The following is an 18818-nucleotide window of genomic DNA, read 5'->3' on the forward strand; positions in this document are numbered from 1 at the left end:
AAAATCATGAAAAAGTATAGTTTTTTAATCATCGGAAGTTTTCTTGCTTTTGCTGCAAATGCACAATTTAAAAATCAAGAAACCAAACAATTTCAAGTGAAAGGAAGTTGTGCAAATGCAAAAGAATTAATTGAAAAAGCAGGAAATCAACCTCGAATTTCGAAAGTAGATTTTGACACAACGACTCAAACAGCTTCGATTTCATATAATAAAGCAAAAACAAATTCGAACGAAATCTTGAAAAATATTGCGCTAGCAGGTTTTGATAACTCAGAGTATATGGCGCCTGATGAAGCTTATGCAAAATTGGAAAAAGATTGTCAATATTCTCGGGATAAAAAAATGTTGATGAACCATCAAGAAATGGATCATTCTACTCATAATCAAACTGAAGCTTCTCAACAAAAAAATCAATTGTCACAAGTTTTTGATACTTACTTTTCGTTGAAAGATGCTTTTGTAAAAGCAAATGAAAGTGAAATTTCGAAACAAATTACAGCATTTACTAAATCAATTTCTACTGTAGAAATGGGTAAACTTTCGCATGAATTGCATATGGTTTGGATGGAAGTTTTGAATGATTTAGAAACAACTTCGAAGCAATTATCGCAAGAAAAAAATATTGAAAAACAACGTACAACTTTTGCAAAATTATCAGCGCGAATGTACAAATTAGCTCAAAAAACAAATCTTGGATATACAGTTTATTATCAAAATTGTCCAATGTTTAACGGCGGTTCGAATTGGTTGAGTAAAGAATCAGATATTAAAAATCCTTTCTACGGAAATATGATGTTGACATGCGGAAGCACAGTTGAAACATTGAAATAATAATTAAAAAATAGAATGAAAATGAAGAATTTAAAGATAGTTTTAGGTGTTTCAATATTAAGTGTTTTTGCATTAATATCTTGTCAAAATAAAACAGAAGAACCAACAGTTACTGTTCATGAAGAACAGATGTCAGATATGATGCAACCTTCGCAAACAACGGCTTACAATGTTGGAGATAAGGTTCCGAATAAGCAAGTTTGTATGGTGAACAATGCATATATGGGCAAAGATCAGTTCGAAGTTCCTTATGATGGAAAAACCTATTATGGATGTTGTAAGATGTGTGTAGAAAGAATTCCGAATGATGAAACTGCGCGTAAAGCAAAAGATCCTTTTACAGGAAAAGAGATTGATAAAGCAAATGCGTATATCGTTTTGAAAGATCAGCAAGGAAATGTTGATTATTTCGAAAACGAGGAGAATTATAAGAAGTTTAGTCAGTTATAATAAATCATTCACATGAGGAAATTACTTTTTTTACTTTTAGTTCCTTCGACGATTGCTTTACAGGCTCAAAAACGTGTAGAATATGATTTATATGTACGTGATACTATTGTTAATTTTTCTGGAAAAGAGAAAAGAGCAATCTCAGTAAATGGTCAAATTCCGATGCCTACTTTAGAGTTTACGGAAGGCGATACAGCGGTAATTCGAGTACATAATAAATTGAATGAAGATACTTCGTTGCATTGGCACGGCGTGTGGTTGCCGAATAAGGAAGATGGAGTTCCGATGTTGACGCAGATGGGAATCAAACCTGGTGAAACGTACACGTATTCATTTCCGATTATTCAGAACGGAACGCATTGGTACCACAGTCATTCGGGGTATCAAGAACAAATCGGGATGTACGGTTCGATGATTTTGAAGAAACGCGAAAACGATCCAACTTTCCGAAAAGGAATTGATGATTTACCTACAATTCCTGTGATGTTGAGCGAATGGACTGATTTGAAACCTGAAAATATTCAGCGAATGTTGCACAATGCAAACGATTGGGCGGGAATCAAAAAAGGTTCTACGCAAAGTTATGCTGAAGCAATTCGTGAAGGTCATTTCAAAACAAAAATTACCAGCGAATGGAAACGTATGCTGGCAATGGATGTAAGCGATGTTTATTACGAAAAATTCTTGATAAATGCGCAGAATGAAAGTCAACTGAAACAATTCAAAGCTGGTGATAAAGTACGTTTACGAATTTCGAACGGTGGTGCATCCACTTATTTTTGGTTGCGTTATGCAGGTGGCAAAATTACGGTTGTAGCAAATGATGGAAATGACGTAGAACCTTTAGAGGTTGATCGTTTGATTATTGGCGTTTCCGAAACCTATGATGTGGTGGTGACGGTTCCTGAAGGTGGTTTGTCGTATGAATTTCAGGCAACTTCTGAGGATAGAACGGGTTCGGCTTCGTTGTTCATTGGTGAAGGAAAGAAACAATTGATGGAACCACTTCAGAAATTGAAGTATTTTGAAGGAATGAAGATGATGAACGACATGATGAATATGAACGGAACAATGAACGATATGGGAATGAAAATGAGCTTACAGCAAATGGACATGAACACTGTGATGTATCCTGAAATTTCTGGCGAAGCGAAAAAGAAATCTAAAAAATCAAAGAAAGATTCTGTTGAAAATCATTCAGAAATGGTTGAAATGGATCATTCTTCGCATGGAAATACATCCTCAAACATTACCACTTTAAATTATGGAATGCTGAAAGCGCCTGAAAACACAACACTTCCGAAAGATGCTCCAATAAAAGAAATGCGTTTCGAATTAACAGGAAATATGAATCGTTATGTGTGGAGTATGGATAACAAAGTGTTTTCGGAATCGGATAAAATTCTAGTGAAAAAAGGTGAAATTCTGCGTATTACCTTGTACAACAACTCGATGATGCGTCACCCGATGCATTTACATGGTTTCGATTTTCGTGTCATTAATAAAAATGGTGAATATTCTCCGTTGAAAAACGTGTTGGATATTATGCCAATGGAAACAAATGTCATCGAATTTGAGGCAAATACAGAAGGTGATTGGTTTTTCCATTGTCATATTTTGTATCACATGATGGGCGGAATGAACCGTGTTTTTGAGGTTGGAGATTATCAAAATCCTAATTTACCAAATAAAAAACATGCCTATAAAATGTTGCAAATGGAAAGTAACATGAAGCATGTTATGGTAGAAAATGATTTCGCTACAAATGGTTTAGATGGTATGTTGATGGTGCAAGATGCACGTTGGGCTTTTACTTCGGAGTGGGGAATTGGTTACAAACCAGAACACGGTTATGAAGTAGAAACACATTTGGGACGTTTTATTGATCGAAATCAATGGTTTCAAGTTTTTGTAGGTTTTGATTGGAATCAACACAAAATGTTAACAGACCACGGAATTGTAGAAAAGAATATTTTTGGTCAAAAAACAGATAGAAACAAAGGATTATTCAGTGCTGGTTTTGTGTATAAATTACCAATGTTAATTGATTTTCAGACCGAAATTTATCATACAGGAAAAGTTCGTTTGCAACTGATGAGAGAGGATATTCCAATTTCAAAACGAGTTCGCGCTGGTTTTATGTGGAATACAGATAAAGAATATATGGGCGAGTTGAGCTATATCTTGAACAGAAATATGCACATCAGAACTCATTACGATAGCGATATGGGATTCGGTGTAGGATTGAGGTTAGTTTATTAGAAATATAAATAGTATAAAACATAAAAAGCTTCGAGAATTTTCTTGAAGCTTTTTGTTTTTAGATGATGTTGAATGATTAATCCATCGCTTTCAGTTCATTTAAGAAATCAACAATATCTTGTCCAGAATAATCCGCCATTCCCATTGTTGTATGTGCAATATTTCCTTTCTTGTCTAAAATAACTGTTGTTGGTAACGAACCATTAAAAAACTCAGTAGGAATAGATGAATTTGGATAAACTACAGGCAACGATAAATTTTTACGTTCCATAAATTTTGCTACTTTATCACGTTTTCCTTCTACTTCAACCGTCAAAATAACGATTTCGTTATCATCTTTTACTTTATCATAAAGTTTTTGAATTGATGGCATTTCCGCGATACAAGGCGGACACCAAGTTGCCCAAAAATTCATGAAAACAACTTTACCTTTTAAATCCTCCATGTTGATTGCTTTTCCGTCAGCATACACCATTTCGAACGTATAATTTGCTTCAGATTTTGGTTGAGTTGTTGGTTCAATTTTTTCTAATTTCGGTTCAAATAAGCCTAATTTCATTAAACCTTGTTGCATCATTGCTTTAGCTTCTGGCACAAAAAGTAAGACCAAAGCCAGCGCACCTATGATAATTGTTGAATAATTTCTTTTTAACATTGCTATAAATTTGTTATTGTTTGTTCCCATTGTAATCCGCTTATATCGGTTAAAACTACTTTGTGAATTTTGTCTGAAATATCAAAATTCAGATTTGCTTTCGCTCCCAAAGGTAACACCAAACTGTGTTTGTGCGGTGTAACTTTTGATACATAATAATTCGAAATTTGTTGTTTGTCCAAATTAGATAACTCTTGCATATCCAAACTTTCAATTATTTCATTTTGATGATTATGAAAATCAATTTGGATTAAAAAAGAGCCATAAACATCAGCGCCTTCTATTCGCATTACATCAAATGAAACCTTGTTTTGATATTGTTTCAAATTAGATATTTCCACTTTTGGTTTGACAGATTTATTGTGTAAAGTCCCGTAAACTCCACCATGAAAAACCTGATTTGTAAACAAAGTAACGAATAAAATAAAAAAACTAAAACCTACAAAATAAGGTCTATACTTTTTGATTGAAATTGAATTCCAATTATTTTCTTGTTGAATAAATTGATTTTTATTGAAAAAATAATCCAACGAAATTTTTCCTGAACCAGCCTGAAATAGCGTAAAACCTCCAGCTAATCCTAAAACACCAATTTGCCATTCATCCAGACAAGTTGTACCAATCCAGCCGGAACCAAGTAAAATTCCTATTGCCAAAAAGAAAACGGCTATACTCATGATTCGTGTTTTGTAACCAAGCATTAAGAGTAAGCCTACAACGCCTTCTACAATGGTGAAAATCCACATATTCCAAAGCAACGCTTCAGGATTTTCGACTAAATATTGAATAAGTGGTTTGATGAAAAGGGCATTTGGTAAAAAATGATTGAATTTTTCGCCAATATAACCCGCAGCTTCTGGATCGAGTTTATTTTCTAAAATTAAACGCCTCCAAAAGGCAGAAAAGTACGTCCAACCAATGACTAAACGTAACGCCAATACAGCATTACCCATTGATAAAACAGATTTATTTTGCATGAATTTTTATATAAGTGATTGAATATTGTTGTCTAAATTAATTAAGGAAAATTAAGACATCAACGAATACTTCAATTGCTTATACAACAGATAAAAAGGTATTTTTGGTGATTGAATTTCATTCGAATCAATATCTTCTTCGATTAATGAAGAACGTGCTAACCCAATGAAATGAATAGATGAATCTGGTAAATCAAAATTCGGAACATCAAGATTTTTTGTCGATTTTTTAATCGTTTCAAACTTGACAACCGAACATGAATTCGAATGATTTTGATTAATTTTGACTTGAGAAGTTTTCGTTTGATGAACATTTTCTACGTCCAAAATCGTATGAATAGAAGCTTTAATGCTACATGGTGTAAGTAGCACAAAAATTGAAGAGATGATTAAAACGAAACTTCTAAAATTCATGGAACGAAACTAATCATTAATTTTCAATAAAAACCAATTCACAATTAAACTTTAAGAAATTATTAGAATTTCTATCTTTGTCTTGATGAAAGAAAAACCACTATTTTTTGTTTTAATAATTCTAACACTTTTACTTTTTGTTTTGAGTTTAAGTGTTGGAAAAGTCTCGATTTCTTTCATCGAAATTTTTAATGTGTTTTCTGGTCACTCAGACGAAATGTTGCATAATCTTGTTCTTAATTTTCGTTTACCAAAATCATTAACTGCTTTATTGGTCGGAATTTCGTTGCCAATTTCAGGTTTTTTAATGCAAGAATTATTCAAAAATCCGTTGGCAGAACCTTCTGTTTTGGGAATAACTTCGATGGCAAGTTTAGGCGTTGCGATTGTGATTTTTCTTTTTTCGATGATTGGTTTAGAAAAATTTCTTAATAATCCTTGGATTACAATTATAGCTTCATTTTTGGGCGCAATTGTTGCGTTGTTTTTGGTTATTTCATTATCATTTCGTGTCAAATCATCGGCATCTTTGGTGATTATAGGATTTATGATTGCAGGTTTAGCAGGCGCATTAATAGGCATGATGCAATATTTTGCTCCTTCCGATAAAATAAAAGCGTATTTAGTTTGGGGATTTGGCTCATTAAGCGGATTGTCTTGGGAACAATTAAGCGTTTTTGGTTTATTTGTTTTGAGTGGAATCATCATTTCATTATTTGCTTTACGTGGAATTACAGCCTTGTTATTGGGCGAAAAATATGCACAATCATTAGGAATTAATATCAAAAAATTACGTTTTACGATTTTAGTTTCGACAGCATTATTAACGGCGTCAGCTACGGCTTTTGCAGGACCAATTAGCTTTATAGGATTGGCAGTTCCACATATTTGCAGAACATTATTACGAACAGGTGATATGAAAATTTTGTACCGATGGATTTTCGTATCGGGTATATTTTTTATGCTGTTATTTTCGATTTTGACAGAAGTTTTTCCGTTTGGAACTTTACCGATTAATATTATTACAGCGTTGTTTGGTGCGCCAATTGTCATTAGTATTTTGTTGAATAATAAAAACGAAGTTCGATGAAAAATACCATTTTGAAATTAGAAAATGTTTCAGTTGGATATGGTTCTAAAGAAATTGTTTTAGCTATAAATGCGACTATAAATTCGAATGAATTAGTTGCTGTTTTAGGAAAAAATGGTGCAGGAAAATCAACGTTGATTAATTCAATTTTAGGCTTTCAGAAAACGTTGAATGGAGAAATTTATTTAGAAAATAATTCAATCAAAAAATTATCTTCTCAAGAAATAGCACAGCAAATTGCGGTTGTTTTACCACGTTTGTCAATTGTTCCAAAGATTAAAGTTTCGGAATTGGTTGCGATGGGACGTTTGCCTTATCACAAGGTTTTGAAAAAGATTTCTGAGGAAGAACAAAACTTAATTGATGAGGTATTAGAATTGGTCGGAATTACAAATTTAGCAAATCAATTTGCAAATGAAATTAGTGAAGGTCAATTGCAATTGGTGATGATTGCGCGTGCATTGTGTCAAGATGCGAAATTGGTGATTTTGGATGAACCGACTTCTAATTTAGATTTAGCGAATCAATATCGAATTTTCAATTTACTGAATGAATTAAAATCGAAAACGAATAAATCATTTCTAATGATCACACACGAAGTTGATTTTGCTTTAGAGAAAGCGGATAAAATTTGGTGGATTGAAAATGGAAATCTTTTCGAAAATATTCCAGAACAAATGGCTTTTGAACATCAAATTATTCAGAAGTTATCCAATCAAAACCTGATATATGATGAAAAAAATAATCGCTTTTCGACACAAAAATCATTTTCTAAAACGATTGGTGTAAAAGGAAATTCGGAATTGGCTTTTTGGGTAAAAAATGCCTTAATTCGGAATGGAATTTCTGTTGAAAATAATGCGGAAAATCATATTGAAATCACAGAAAATAACATCATCTTTGAAGGAATAAAGTTTGAAACGATAGAAGAAATTGTAAATTTTGTACAACACTATGAAAAATATAATTGTAACGGGAGCGAGTAGAGGAATTGGTTTTGAATTGACAAAACAACATTTGGAATTAGGAAACCGAGTGTTGACAGTCTCTCGAAATGTAGATAAATTGAAGGAATTAACGGCGTTTGCAAAAGAAAATCAATATCAGTTTATCGGTGTTGATTTGTCTAATTTTGATGAGATTTCAGAAGTTTTGAAAGCTGTGGAATCTTGGAATAAAGTAGATGTTTTGTACAATAATGCAGGAGTTTGTATCAACAAACCATTTATAGAAATTCAACAAGAGGATTTGTTAACTTCTTGGCAGATTAATTTTATGGCACCTTATCGCTTGATACAAGTTTTGATGCCAAAATTTGATACATCTTCTCATGTAGTTAATATTTCGACAATGGGAGCTGTACAAGGTTCAGTGAAATTTCCTGGTTTGTCTGTTTATTCGTCTTCAAAATCTGCAACGGTTAATTTGACTGAATTGTTAGCAGAGGAGTTGAATGAACTTGGACCAAGAATAAATGCAGTAGCTTTGGGAGCGGTACAAACAGAAATGTTAGAAGAAGCGTTTCCGGGATATATTGCGCCTTTACAACCAGATGAAATGGCCGAATATTTGGTAGATTTTGGATTGAATGGTTGGAAATATTTCAACGGAAAAATTCAACAAGCTTCTATTTCTACACCTTAAGAAAAATAGACTTTAGATAAATTGTAAAAGTCGCTCTTGTGCGACTTTTTTTATATCTTGTAATAAATTAACATTTTATGAGATATTTAATCGCGATGATAGCTTTAATAGCTACGGTTTTTAGCTGCAAAAAACCTTCTAATTATTTAGTCAAATATAATTTCAATTTTATTCCAGATTCTTTAAATAAGTCAGATATAAAAGTTGATGAAATGATTCTCCATACAAATAAGTTGGGCTATACATTTTTATCTAATGATTTGTTTATTGCTGATACAACAGATGGAAATATTGCAGATTTAATTAAAAATAAGATTAGTATAAATGATCTTTTGCAGATGAAAACGTCTCCAAATAATGATTTGAGATTATATTTTAGAAATGATTCTAATCTTTATTATATCAAATCTTCGGTTAATCGTCTAAATTATAGTTTTGAAGACAATGTACCAGAAATTTCATGGAAATTATTAAATGAAGAAAAGAAAATCAATAATTATAAAGTAAAAAAAGCTACAACAAATTTATTTGATAGAACTTGGGAAGCTTGGTATACAGAAGATATTCCTGTGTCTTATGGGCCTTACAAATTTCATGGATTACCAGGTTTAATTTTGGATATAAAAGATTCTAAAGGTTACTTTCATTTTGAGCCAATTAGTATAAAAGAAAACGAAGATGATGTTGAATATCCGATTTATAAGGATTTTAATAAGATTAATTCGCAAAAATCTGAATTTGTAAAATATATCAAAGATTATAAAGAAAATCCAGAAGTTATCACTGCAAAAACGGGAGAAAATGCAAAGATTGATCAAGAAAAAAAACTTAAAAAGAAAGAAGAATTAAAGAAACTTAATAACTCTATCGAGAGAGATTTACAGTTTAATATTAAATAATTTTAGCTTGATAGAACTCGTTTTTCTAAAATTTATTTCAACGGAAAAATTCAACAAGCTTCTATTTCTACACCTTAAGAAAAATAGAATTTAGATAAATTGTAAAAGTCGCTCTTGTGCGACTTTTTTTATTGATTCAAAACTCGTTTTCTAAAAATATATATCAACGGAAAACTGCGTAAAAACATCCAAATGCCAAATGCAATCCAAATTCCATAAATACTTAAACCAAAGTAATCTGCAAGATAAATGGTTGGTAGAAAACCAAGAAATGTTGCGACAATTAAGTTGTTTCGCAAGAGTTTTGCATCGCCCATTCCTTTGAAAAAACCATCAAAAATATAAGCCAATGTGTTGATTGGTTGCATTAATAAAACCATCCAAAATACAGAGTTGAAAATAGTCAAAACATTCGGGTCTTGATTGAAAATTTGCCCAATTTGATTGTAAAAAATGAAACAAATAGTAATTAAAATACACGCAATTAAAACAGAATATTTGGAAATATCTTTGCTTAAAATCCAAAGTTTAGGATAATTTCGTTCGCCTTGTAATCGTCCTGCCATAGCATTTCCTGCACCTGCATAACCATCAATAAAAAATGAAAAGAATAACCAAATATTCATCAAAATACTTTGCGCGGCGATATAATCTTTTCCATAATCGGTGGCGTAAGAATTGGCAAGAAAAAATGCAACATTCAACGAAGCTGTTCGTAAAATAAAATTGAAACTTAAGTTGACATATTTCTTAAAAAGTGGATGAATGGTTTTTCCTGGATTTAACCCAAATGAAGTTTTCGTGAAATAGTAGTAAAACGCCATAATTACCATTATCAATTGTGCAATAAGACTTGCATAGGCAGCGCCTTTGATATGATAAGCAGGAATTATTCCATTTACTCCAAAAATTAAAATATAGTCTAAAAACACATGAACAAAAGCAGCTGTTAAACTACATTTCATTGCCCAAACGGTGTTTTGCATTCCTCTAAATGCTCCAAAAAGAGTGAGCGAAATAAGTGTTAATGGAAAACCAAATGCTCTGATTTTGTAATAATCGACCGAAAATTGAAGAACCAAATCTTTTGCATTGTATAGTTCGAATAGATTTTGTGCAAAAAAATACGTTGGTATAAAGATAAGTAAACTCAAAAATAGATTGAAATACAACGCTTGCGGAACTAAAGTTTTGAGACTTTCCAATTTATTTGCTCCAAAACTTTGCGAAACCAAAGACGAAATAGAGGTTTTGGTTTGGGCAACAATCCAGATAATTCCTGAAAGAAAAGAACCAACTAAACCAGTCGCAGCAAGTGCTTCGACCGAATATTCTTTTACATTACCCACCATCGCAATATCGGTTAAGGTAATAAGAGATTCGGCAATCCCCGAAAAAATAGTAGGAATCGCTAATTGATTAATTTGTTTGAAGGTAATTCTATCCAAAACCAAACTCATTACGAAAAATTATTTTTTTACGCGTTTGTATGGTGGTTGGTTTTTGATGATTTGACTCAACATAAATAAGGTAGTTCCGACCAATGTGAAATAACCCAAAAGTGGTAAGCCTGGAATATGATAATCGTTGTATTTGAACATGAAAATACACGCTAAATATCCAGCGAAAATCAAATAATAGATTACTTTTTTGAATGATCCGTAAGTAAATTTTCCTCGAATATATTCAATCAAATTCAATAGAATTAAGAAGAAATAAAAACCGAAAAAGATGTAGCGTAATGGATTAATCGGGCGATCGGTTGTTCTTATATTCACCATTAAATTGTAATTGTAAACACCGTTATAAATTAATAACAATAAGATAAGAACGATAATTATACGAAGTATTTTCATAAAGTATTTTTGCATTAAAAAAGCTGTCGAAACAGCTTTTTGATTTTATTTTACAGGTTTGAAATCTAACGAAAGCGAATTCACACAATAACGTAAACCAGTTTCTGTAGGTCCGTCATCAAAAACGTGTCCTAAATGGCTTCCACAATTTCCGCAAAGAATTTCTGTTCTCTTCATTCCGTGCGAAGTGTCTACACGTTCTACAATTTTCCCTTCTTTTATTTCTTTGTCAAAACTTGGCCAACCACAATGTCCATCAAACTTAGAAGAAGAAGAAAACAATTCTTCTCCACACGCATTACATGTATAAATTCCGTTTTCGAAATGCATGTTGAATTTTCCTGTAAAAGGACGTTCTGTTCCAGCTTCTCTTAAAACATAATATTCTTCAGAAGAAAGTTCTTTTTTCCATTCTTCGTTTGACTTATTGATATTGAATTGAGGTTTTTCGTTCATCGTAACAGTGTTTGAAGGTTGTTCTACTTTAGCATCTTCTTTCTTGTGTTGAGATGTACAAGCAGCCATAAGGCTCATTATTAATCCAACAACAAAAAAAGAAGTATATTTTTTTAGGCAATCCATTGATTATATTTTTCAAAAGCTTGTCTGATTTCTTCTTCAGTACAAACTACATCATAACGACAATTTCCAATCTTGTTGATCAAACTAAAGTTGATTGAATTGTTTTGATTTTTTTTGTCGTGTTTCATCCATTCCATTAAGTTCGGAAAAATTTTCATATCAATTGTATTTAATGCATACATTGACGAAAAACTTTCGCAAACCTCTTCCACATCAGCTTTAGAAATTAATTCTTGATCATAACTAAGGAATGTCTCAATAATCATTCCGATTACAATTGCTTCTCCATGTAAAAGCGGAAAATCAGTTTCTAAAGATTCACTTTCTATAGCATGACCTATTGTATGACCAAAATTTAAAATTTTGCGTTCACCTTTTTCATATGGATCATTATCAACCACATTTTCTTTGATATGAATAGAATCCATGATAAAAGGAGCTAAAGATTCGGCATCGTGCGAAGGTAATTGCACCAAATTATCCCAATGATCACGGTTCTTGATTAAACCATGTTTTAACATTTCGGCTAAGCCAGATTTTACTTGACGTTGCTCTAATGTCAACAAAAATTTAGGATCAACTAACACCATTTCTGGCTGTGTAAATGTCCCAATCATGTTTTTCATTCCTTCCAAATCAATTCCATTTTTTCCACCAGCAGAAGCATCAACTTGCGATAATAACGTAGTTGGAATGTTGATGAATTTGATTCCACGCTTGAAAGTAGAAGCCATAAAACCTCCCATATCGGTTAAAACTCCACCACCAACATTAATAACTAATGAATGACGATCTGCACCCAACTCGCTTAATGCTAACCAAAGATTAGTTACAGTATCGATGTTTTTATTTTCTTCTCCAGAGTCAATTTCAAGGATTTCGTAAGCAGAAATATTGTCCAAATCGGCTAATAATAGCGGTAAACAATGCACATGAGTGTTCTCATCTACCAAAAAGAAGATAGAAGAAAAAGTGTTATTTGCAAGGTAATCGTCTAATATATATGCGATTGAACCAAAATGAATCGGAGCTGATTTCAAAATGAAAAATGTTTTTAAAATGTGCCTAAAATTACGACGACCTTTTTACATCAACCAAATATTTTGAATGATTTATTTTAGGAGGGCTGTCGATAGAATCTATATTGATATTATCGACTTATAAAATAATTATTTTTAAATTTGCACAAATTCATAGATCAATGAACATAGTTCTTTTTGATGGCGAAGAATGGGAAGATTTTTTGCCCCTAACATTTACAAGACCTGTAGCTGCCCTAAGAATGGGGATATTGAGTTTTGCAGAACGTTGGGAAAAAATACTAAATACAGAGGTTTCTTATCAAACGAAACCTTATTTGCAAGAAAAATTTCCTGCTAAACTTCAAACAGAAAATACATTTATCAACCCAACTTTTTTTCCGAATGAAAAATTAATTGAAGCGATAAAGAATTTAAAACCAAACCAAACCCTAATTTTTGACAATCAACTTGTAGCAGTTAAATCAACTGAAGAAACTCCAAAAATCACATCAGATATTATTCAATTTGAAGATGAAGTAATTCATCTACAACATTCTTGGGATCTGTTTACTTACAATTTCCAGGCAATTGAATTTGATTTTGATTTGGTGACAAAAGGAAGAACTTCTCAATCAATATCTACAACCAACCAAGTTTTAGCTCCTGAAAAAATATTTATTGAAGAAGGTGCGAAAGTTGAATTTTCTATTTTGAATGCATCAGAAGGTCCAATTTATATTGGAAAAGATGCCGAAATTATGGAAGGTTCTATGATTCGTGGCGGATTAGCTTTATGCGAGCATGCAAAAATAAATATGGGTGCAAAAATATATGCTGGTTGTACGATTGGTCCTTTTTGTAAAGTTGGTGGTGAATTAAATAATTCAATCCTAATAGCATATTCAAATAAAGGACATGATGGGTTTTTAGGGAATTCTGTAATTGGAGAATGGTGCAATTTAGGCGCGGATACAAATAACTCAAACTTGAAAAATAATTATGCAGAAGTAAAGTTATGGAGTTATAACCAAAAAAGATTTGTAAAAACAGGTTTGCAATTTTGTGGTTTAATAATGGGCGATTATGCTAAATCTGCAATCAATACACAATTTAATACTGGTACAGTTGTTGGAGTTTGTGCGAACGTTTTTCAATCAGGTTTTCCACCAAATATGATTAAACATTATAGTTGGGGTGGACAATCAGACGCTCCTGTTTTTAATTTTGATAAAGCTTGTGAAGCTGCAGAAAAAATGATGGAAAGAAGAAAAATTGCTTTTACACTTGCTGATAAAAGAATTTTAGAACATATTTTTAATTTAAATAATAACTAATTTAATAACGAGTAAATCATAAGAATTTAAGTTTAAAATTGTAATATGATTAATTTTACGTGTTAATCTTTTAACAATTAATTAAAAAATCCTTAATTTTGCTTTTTGTTAGAAAAGAATATTTGTGAAATGACTGGTAAATATAAAAACGTTTTAGAGTTAATTGGAGATACTCCATTAGTTCAGTTAAACAGAATTAACCAAGACATTCCAGGCGAAGTTTATGCAAAGTTAGAATGTTACAATCCTGGACATTCAACAAAAGACAGAATAGCTTTACATATTATAGAAGAGGCTGAAAAAAATGGTCTATTAAAACCTGGTGCTACGATTGTAGAAACAACTTCAGGTAACACTGGATTTGCTGTAGCTATGGTGGCTATCGTAAAAGGGTACAAATGTATCTTAGCGGTATCGGATAAAACAAAGGCAGAAAAGATTTCATTTTTAAAAGCGATGGGAGCAAAAGTATTTTTGTGCCCTGCGAATGTACCTGCTGATGATCCAAGATCATATTACGAAGTAGCAAAACGTATTGCTGCGGAAACGCCAAATTCTCTTTATATTAATCAATATTTTAATCAAGGGAATACAGAAGCTCACTATTTAACAACAGGTCCTGAAATCTGGAATAAAACAGAGGGTAAAATTACTCACCTAATCGGTTGTACAGGTACAGGAGGAACTTTGACAGGTAGTGCACGTTATATAAAAGAGCAAAACCCAGATGTGAAAATCATCGGAGTTGATGCTTATGGATCAATTTTGAAAGGTTATCACGAAACTGGAAAAATTGATCAGAATGATATCTATCCTTACAGAATCGAAGGAATGGGAAAAAATTTAGTTCCTGGAGCTTTAGATTTTGAAATGGTTGATTCTTTTATCAAAGTGACAGACGAAGAAGCTGCTTATCGTACAAGAGAAATTGCTTTGAAAGAAGGAATTATGGCAGGATATACTTCTGGTGCTGCAACACAAGCATATAAACAATTGGCTGAAGCTGGAGAATTTGACGAAAATTCTTTAGTTGTAATTTTGTATCCAGACCACGGATCTCGCTATATGACAAAAGTTTTTAGTGATGATTGGATGGCAGAGCAAGGCTTTACAAATAGTAGACTCAATGGCTTAGAAGCTCGAGCAACAGTCGAAAGAATCAAATAATACGTATATTTGTAAAAATTAAATATTTAAAGTAGGTAGTGTTCATTCACTTTCTACTTTTTTTCAATTAATAAAAAATTAAACTATAATAAAATGGACATTTTTGAACGTTTAAAACAGAACCCTGGACCATTAGGTCAATTCGCTGATTATGGTGAAGGTTATTATGTTTTTCCACAGTTAAAAGGAGAAATTGGACCCGTAATGGAATTCCAAGGTAAAAAAGTAATTACTTGGTCAATCAATAACTACTTAGGTTTAGCTAATCACCCAGAAGTTCGTAAAGCAGATGCTGATGCTGCGGCACAATATGGTATGGCTTATCCAATGGGAGCTCGTGCAATGTCTGGTCAAACAGATTATCACGCTCAATTAGAGCAAGAATTGGCTGATTTCGTTCAAAAAGAATCTGCTTATTTAATGAATTTCGGGTACCAAGGTATGGTATCTACAATTGATGCTTTAGTATCTAAAAATGATGTAATCGTTTATGATGCTGAATGTCATGCTTGTATTGTTGATGGAGTTCGTTTACACTTTGGTAAACGTTTTATTTACCAACACAACAACATCGAAAGTTTTGAAAAAACAATTGCTCGTGCTCGTAAATTAGCTGATAAACAAGGAGGCGGAATTCTAGTGATTACAGAAGGTGTTTTTGGAATGACTGGTAAGCAAGGTATTTTGAAAGAGATTGCTGCTTACAAAGATGAATACAAATTCCGTTTATTAGTAGACGATGCACACGGTTTTGGTACATTAGGTAAAACTGGAGCTGGAGCCGGAGAGGAGCAAGGTTGTCAAGATAAGATTGATATCTATTTCTCAACTTTTGCAAAATCTATGGCAGGTTTCGGAGCATTTATTGCAGGTAACAAAGATATTATTCGTATTTTAAAATATAACTTACGTTCTCAAATTTTTGCTAAATCATTGACAATGCCAATGGTAATCGGAGGTTTAAAACGTCTTGAGTTATTACGTTCTCAACCAGAGCTTAAAGATAAGTTATGGCACAATGTAGAAAAAATTCAGAAAGGATTAGAAGAAAGAGGATTTGATATTGGAGGTTCTAACACATGTGTTACGCCAATCGTATTGAATGGTTCTCCTATCGAAGCGACTGTATTGGCAAAAGAAATGCGCGAAGAATATGGTATTTTCGTTTCTGTAGTAGTTTATCCAGTTATTCCAAAAGGAATGATTATTTTCCGTATTATTCCAACTGCTGCTCACGAAGACGAACACATCGAATATACGTTAAACTCATTTGCTGAGATTAAAGATAAATTAGCTGACGGATATTACAAACGCAAAGCAGAAGAATTGAATGTTGATTTTGTTCAATACTAAAATAAATATTCAATCAAATAATAGAAAAACCCTAAACTGAATTAGTTTAGGGTTTTTTGTTTGTATTCTGTTCAAAAGTTAAGTAATTATTCACTTTTTTCCATATTTGATTTACTATATTTGTTTACAAATTAGACACACAAACACACAACAATTTTAATTATGAAAATTCACAATTTTAGTGCAGGACCATGCATTTTACCACAAGTTGTTTTCGACAAAATGGCTCAAGCTTGTTTAGATTTCAACAATTCAGGAACATCAATCTTAGAAATTTCTCACCGTCGCAAAGATGCGGTAGAAGTAATTGATACAGCAAGAGCGTTGGTAAAAGAATTGATGAATGTTCCAGAAACACATGACGTAGTTTTTATGCAAGGTGGAGCTTCATTGCAATTTCCTACTGTAGCTTACAATTTATTGAAAGAAGGCGGAAAAGCAGCTTATACACAAACAGGAAAATGGGCAGAAAATGCTATCAAAGAAGCGAAGCGTTTCGGAGAAATCGAAGTTATTGCTTCTTCAAAAGATCAAAATTATAGTTATATTCCAAAAGGATATACTGTTCCTTCAGATGTTGATTATTTCCACTGCACATCAAATAATACCATTTTTGGAACACAAATGAAAGAGTTTCCAAATTCTCCAGTTCCAATAGTTTGTGATATGTCTTCGGATATTTTATCTCGCACAATTGATGTTTCTAAATTTGGTGTAATCTATGCTGGAGCCCAAAAAAATATGGGACCTGCAGGTTCTGCTGTTGCAATCGTTCAAAAAGATTTATTAGGTAAAACGGGACGTAATATTCCCGATTATTTAAACTACGAAACACATATCAAAAAAGAATCATCGTTTAATACGTGGCCAGTAATTGCAATTTACGGTGTCATGTTAAATTTACAATGGTTAAAAGAGCAAGGTGGAGTAGAAGCGATTGCAAAAATTAATACTGCAAAAGCAGATGCAATGTATGCTGAAATTGATCGTAACGGATTATTTACAGGAACTGCTGCAACAGAAGATCGTTCTCAAATGAATGCCACTTTTGTCTTAAATAATGAAGATTTCAAAGCTGATTTTGACGCAATGTTAAAAGAAGCTGGAGTTGTTTCTTTGGCTGGTCACCGCGATGTTGGTGGATACCGTGCGTCTATGTACAACGCTTTACCATTAGAATCTGTTCAAGTTTTGGTAGAAGTAATGAAACAATTTGAACAAAAATTTGGTTAATCAGCAGATATTAGACGCTAGATATTAGTATTGAGAAATATATTATCTAACATCTAAAATCTCACATTTTAATTCTATAATAACATGAAAATATTAGCAAACGACGGAATTTCTAAAGCAGGAATTGAAGCTTTAGAAGCAAAAGGTTTCGAAGTAATAACAACTCACGTAGCACAAGAACATTTAGAAAATTATATCAATGAAAATGGAATAGAGGTACTTTTGGTACGTTCTGCGACAAAAGTTCGTCAACCATTAATCGATGCAACTAATCTTAAGATTATCGGTCGTGGTGGAGTTGGTATGGACAATATCGATGTTGCTTATGCACGCGAAAAAGGAATTCAGGTGATTAATACGCCAGCATCTTCTTCTCAATCTGTAGCAGAATTTGTAATCGCCCATTTATTTTCTATCGTTCGTAATTTGCACCAAGCCAATCGTAATATGCCTTTAGAAGGAGATTCTAACTTCAATGGATTGAAAAAAGCTTACGCAAAAGCAATCGAATTGAGAGGAAAAACAATGGGAGTAATCGGTTTTGGTCGTATCGGTGTAGAAGTAATTCGTGAAGCGATTGGTTTAGGAATGAATATTTTAGTGTATGATAAATTCCCAGCAACACGCGACATCGAATTAGAATTTTTTGATGGTCAAAAATTAACATTTACCATCACTTCTGTTGATTTTGATGAAGTGATTACAAAAGCAGATTTCATTTCGCTGCATGTTCCAGCACAAGATGGATACATTTTGGGCGAGAAAGAATTTGCAAAAATGAAAGATGGTGTGATTGTAATTAACACGGCTCGTGGAGGAGTTGTTGATGAAAAAGCGTTGGTTGATGCTATCGAAGATGGTAAAGTTGCAGGTGCGGCATTGGATGTTTTCGAGAATGAGCCAACACCAGAAATGGGTTTATTGATGAATGAATCTTTGTCGTTATCTCCTCATATTGCAGGTTCTACGAATGAAGCGCAGGACAGAATTGGAACTGAATTAGCTTCGCAAATCGTTGAGATTTACGGAAAATAATTTTGAGTTTCATT

Annotated in this window: 19 protein-coding genes; 12 read left to right on the forward strand and 7 right to left on the reverse strand. The window is 32.7% G+C overall.

Going from position 1 to position 18818, the window contains the following annotated elements; all coding sequences use genetic code 11:
- The first annotated feature begins 6 nt into the window (after positions 1-6).
- From ACTS9J_RS05335 to ACTS9J_RS05345, 3 genes are read left to right on the forward strand one after another with little or no spacing between them, the layout of a single operon-like run.
- Positions 7-831 carry a DUF3347 domain-containing protein gene (locus ACTS9J_RS05335; protein ID WP_286496079.1) on the forward strand — a complete coding sequence of 275 codons (825 nt, stop codon included), beginning with the start codon at positions 7-9 and terminating at the stop codon, positions 829-831.
- Between the two features lie 21 nt (positions 832-852).
- Positions 853-1281: a hypothetical protein gene (locus ACTS9J_RS05340; protein ID WP_371875732.1), complete on the forward strand. Its 429-nt coding sequence runs from the start codon at positions 853-855 to the stop codon at positions 1279-1281.
- Between the two features lie 12 nt (positions 1282-1293).
- The gene (locus tag ACTS9J_RS05345) at positions 1294-3543 is read left to right on the forward strand and encodes a multicopper oxidase domain-containing protein (protein ID WP_286496078.1); all 2250 of its coding nucleotides are present in this window, start codon (positions 1294-1296) and stop codon (positions 3541-3543) included.
- A 76-nt stretch (positions 3544-3619) separates the two neighbouring features.
- Here ACTS9J_RS05345 and ACTS9J_RS05350 read toward each other — a convergent pair whose 3' ends face one another.
- From ACTS9J_RS05350 to ACTS9J_RS05360, 3 genes are read right to left on the reverse strand one after another with little or no spacing between them, the layout of a single operon-like run.
- Positions 3620-4198 carry a TlpA family protein disulfide reductase gene (locus ACTS9J_RS05350; RefSeq protein WP_291051097.1) on the reverse strand — a complete coding sequence of 193 codons (579 nt, stop codon included), beginning with the start codon at positions 4196-4198 and terminating at the stop codon, positions 3620-3622.
- 2 nt (positions 4199-4200) lie between these two features.
- Positions 4201-5175, reverse strand: a complete 975-nt coding sequence (locus tag ACTS9J_RS05355) for a TQO small subunit DoxD (RefSeq protein WP_291047443.1) — start codon at positions 5173-5175, stop codon at positions 4201-4203.
- A 51-nt stretch (positions 5176-5226) separates the two neighbouring features.
- Positions 5227-5589: a hypothetical protein gene (locus ACTS9J_RS05360; protein WP_180906144.1), complete on the reverse strand. Its 363-nt coding sequence runs from the start codon at positions 5587-5589 to the stop codon at positions 5227-5229.
- Between the two features lie 85 nt (positions 5590-5674).
- On the opposite strand from ACTS9J_RS05360, the gene ACTS9J_RS05365 reads away from it, so the two are divergent.
- The 4 genes from ACTS9J_RS05365 (at position 5675) to ACTS9J_RS05380 (ending at position 9222) form a co-directional block, all read left to right on the forward strand.
- Positions 5675-6679 (forward strand): FecCD family ABC transporter permease, encoded by a 1005-nt coding sequence (locus ACTS9J_RS05365; protein ID WP_448352974.1) that lies wholly within the window; start codon positions 5675-5677, stop codon positions 6677-6679.
- A complete protein-coding gene (locus ACTS9J_RS05370; protein WP_291047447.1) occupies positions 6676-7665 on the forward strand; it encodes an ABC transporter ATP-binding protein in 990 nt (329 codons plus the stop codon). The genes ACTS9J_RS05365 and ACTS9J_RS05370 overlap by 4 nt, the downstream gene beginning before the upstream one ends.
- On the forward strand, positions 7634-8323 hold the full coding sequence (locus tag ACTS9J_RS05375) for an SDR family NAD(P)-dependent oxidoreductase (protein ID WP_416410755.1): 690 nt from the start codon (positions 7634-7636) through the stop codon (positions 8321-8323). Before ACTS9J_RS05370 ends, ACTS9J_RS05375 begins: the two co-directional genes overlap by 32 nt.
- 77 nt (positions 8324-8400) lie before the next feature.
- Positions 8401-9222 carry a GLPGLI family protein gene (locus ACTS9J_RS05380; protein WP_291047451.1) on the forward strand — a complete coding sequence of 274 codons (822 nt, stop codon included), beginning with the start codon at positions 8401-8403 and terminating at the stop codon, positions 9220-9222.
- Between the two features lie 128 nt (positions 9223-9350).
- Here the strand turns inward: ACTS9J_RS05380 and ACTS9J_RS05385 are convergent, their stop codons facing one another.
- The 4 genes from ACTS9J_RS05385 to aroB are packed head-to-tail and all read right to left on the reverse strand — an operon-like array spanning position 9351 to position 12700.
- On the reverse strand, positions 9351-10682 hold the full coding sequence (locus tag ACTS9J_RS05385) for an MATE family efflux transporter (RefSeq protein ID WP_291047454.1): 1332 nt from the start codon (positions 10680-10682) through the stop codon (positions 9351-9353).
- 9 nt (positions 10683-10691) lie between these two features.
- Positions 10692-11078, reverse strand: coding sequence for a hypothetical protein (locus ACTS9J_RS05390; protein ID WP_416410753.1), 387 nt, complete (start codon positions 11076-11078; stop codon positions 10692-10694).
- 45 nt (positions 11079-11123) lie between these two features.
- Positions 11124-11660: a peptide-methionine (R)-S-oxide reductase MsrB gene (gene msrB, locus ACTS9J_RS05395; protein WP_125350119.1), complete on the reverse strand. Its 537-nt coding sequence runs from the start codon at positions 11658-11660 to the stop codon at positions 11124-11126.
- Entirely contained in the window at positions 11648-12700 is a 1053-nt protein-coding gene (gene aroB / locus ACTS9J_RS05400; protein WP_114999381.1) for a 3-dehydroquinate synthase, read from the reverse strand. Before aroB ends, msrB begins: the two co-directional genes overlap by 13 nt.
- A 161-nt stretch (positions 12701-12861) precedes the next feature.
- On the opposite strand from aroB, the gene ACTS9J_RS05405 reads away from it, so the two are divergent.
- The 5 genes from ACTS9J_RS05405 (at position 12862) to ACTS9J_RS05425 (ending at position 18804) form a co-directional block, all read left to right on the forward strand.
- The gene (locus tag ACTS9J_RS05405; RefSeq protein ID WP_038336997.1) at positions 12862-14016 is read left to right on the forward strand and encodes a GlmU family protein; all 1155 of its coding nucleotides are present in this window, start codon (positions 12862-12864) and stop codon (positions 14014-14016) included.
- Between the two features lie 129 nt (positions 14017-14145).
- Entirely contained in the window at positions 14146-15183 is a 1038-nt protein-coding gene (locus ACTS9J_RS05410) for a PLP-dependent cysteine synthase family protein (protein WP_219034446.1), read from the forward strand.
- A gap of 93 nt (positions 15184-15276) precedes the next feature.
- Positions 15277-16536: an aminotransferase class I/II-fold pyridoxal phosphate-dependent enzyme gene (locus ACTS9J_RS05415; RefSeq protein ID WP_221855281.1), complete on the forward strand. Its 1260-nt coding sequence runs from the start codon at positions 15277-15279 to the stop codon at positions 16534-16536.
- 162 nt (positions 16537-16698) lie between these two features.
- Entirely contained in the window at positions 16699-17769 is a 1071-nt protein-coding gene (serC, locus tag ACTS9J_RS05420) for a 3-phosphoserine/phosphohydroxythreonine transaminase (RefSeq protein WP_038337000.1), read from the forward strand.
- Between the two features lie 84 nt (positions 17770-17853).
- A complete protein-coding gene (locus ACTS9J_RS05425; RefSeq protein WP_448352975.1) occupies positions 17854-18804 on the forward strand; it encodes a D-2-hydroxyacid dehydrogenase in 951 nt (316 codons plus the stop codon).
- Positions 18805-18818: the final 14 nt, after the last annotated feature.

This window comes from Empedobacter sp. ULE_I140 (genome assembly GCF_053482575.1).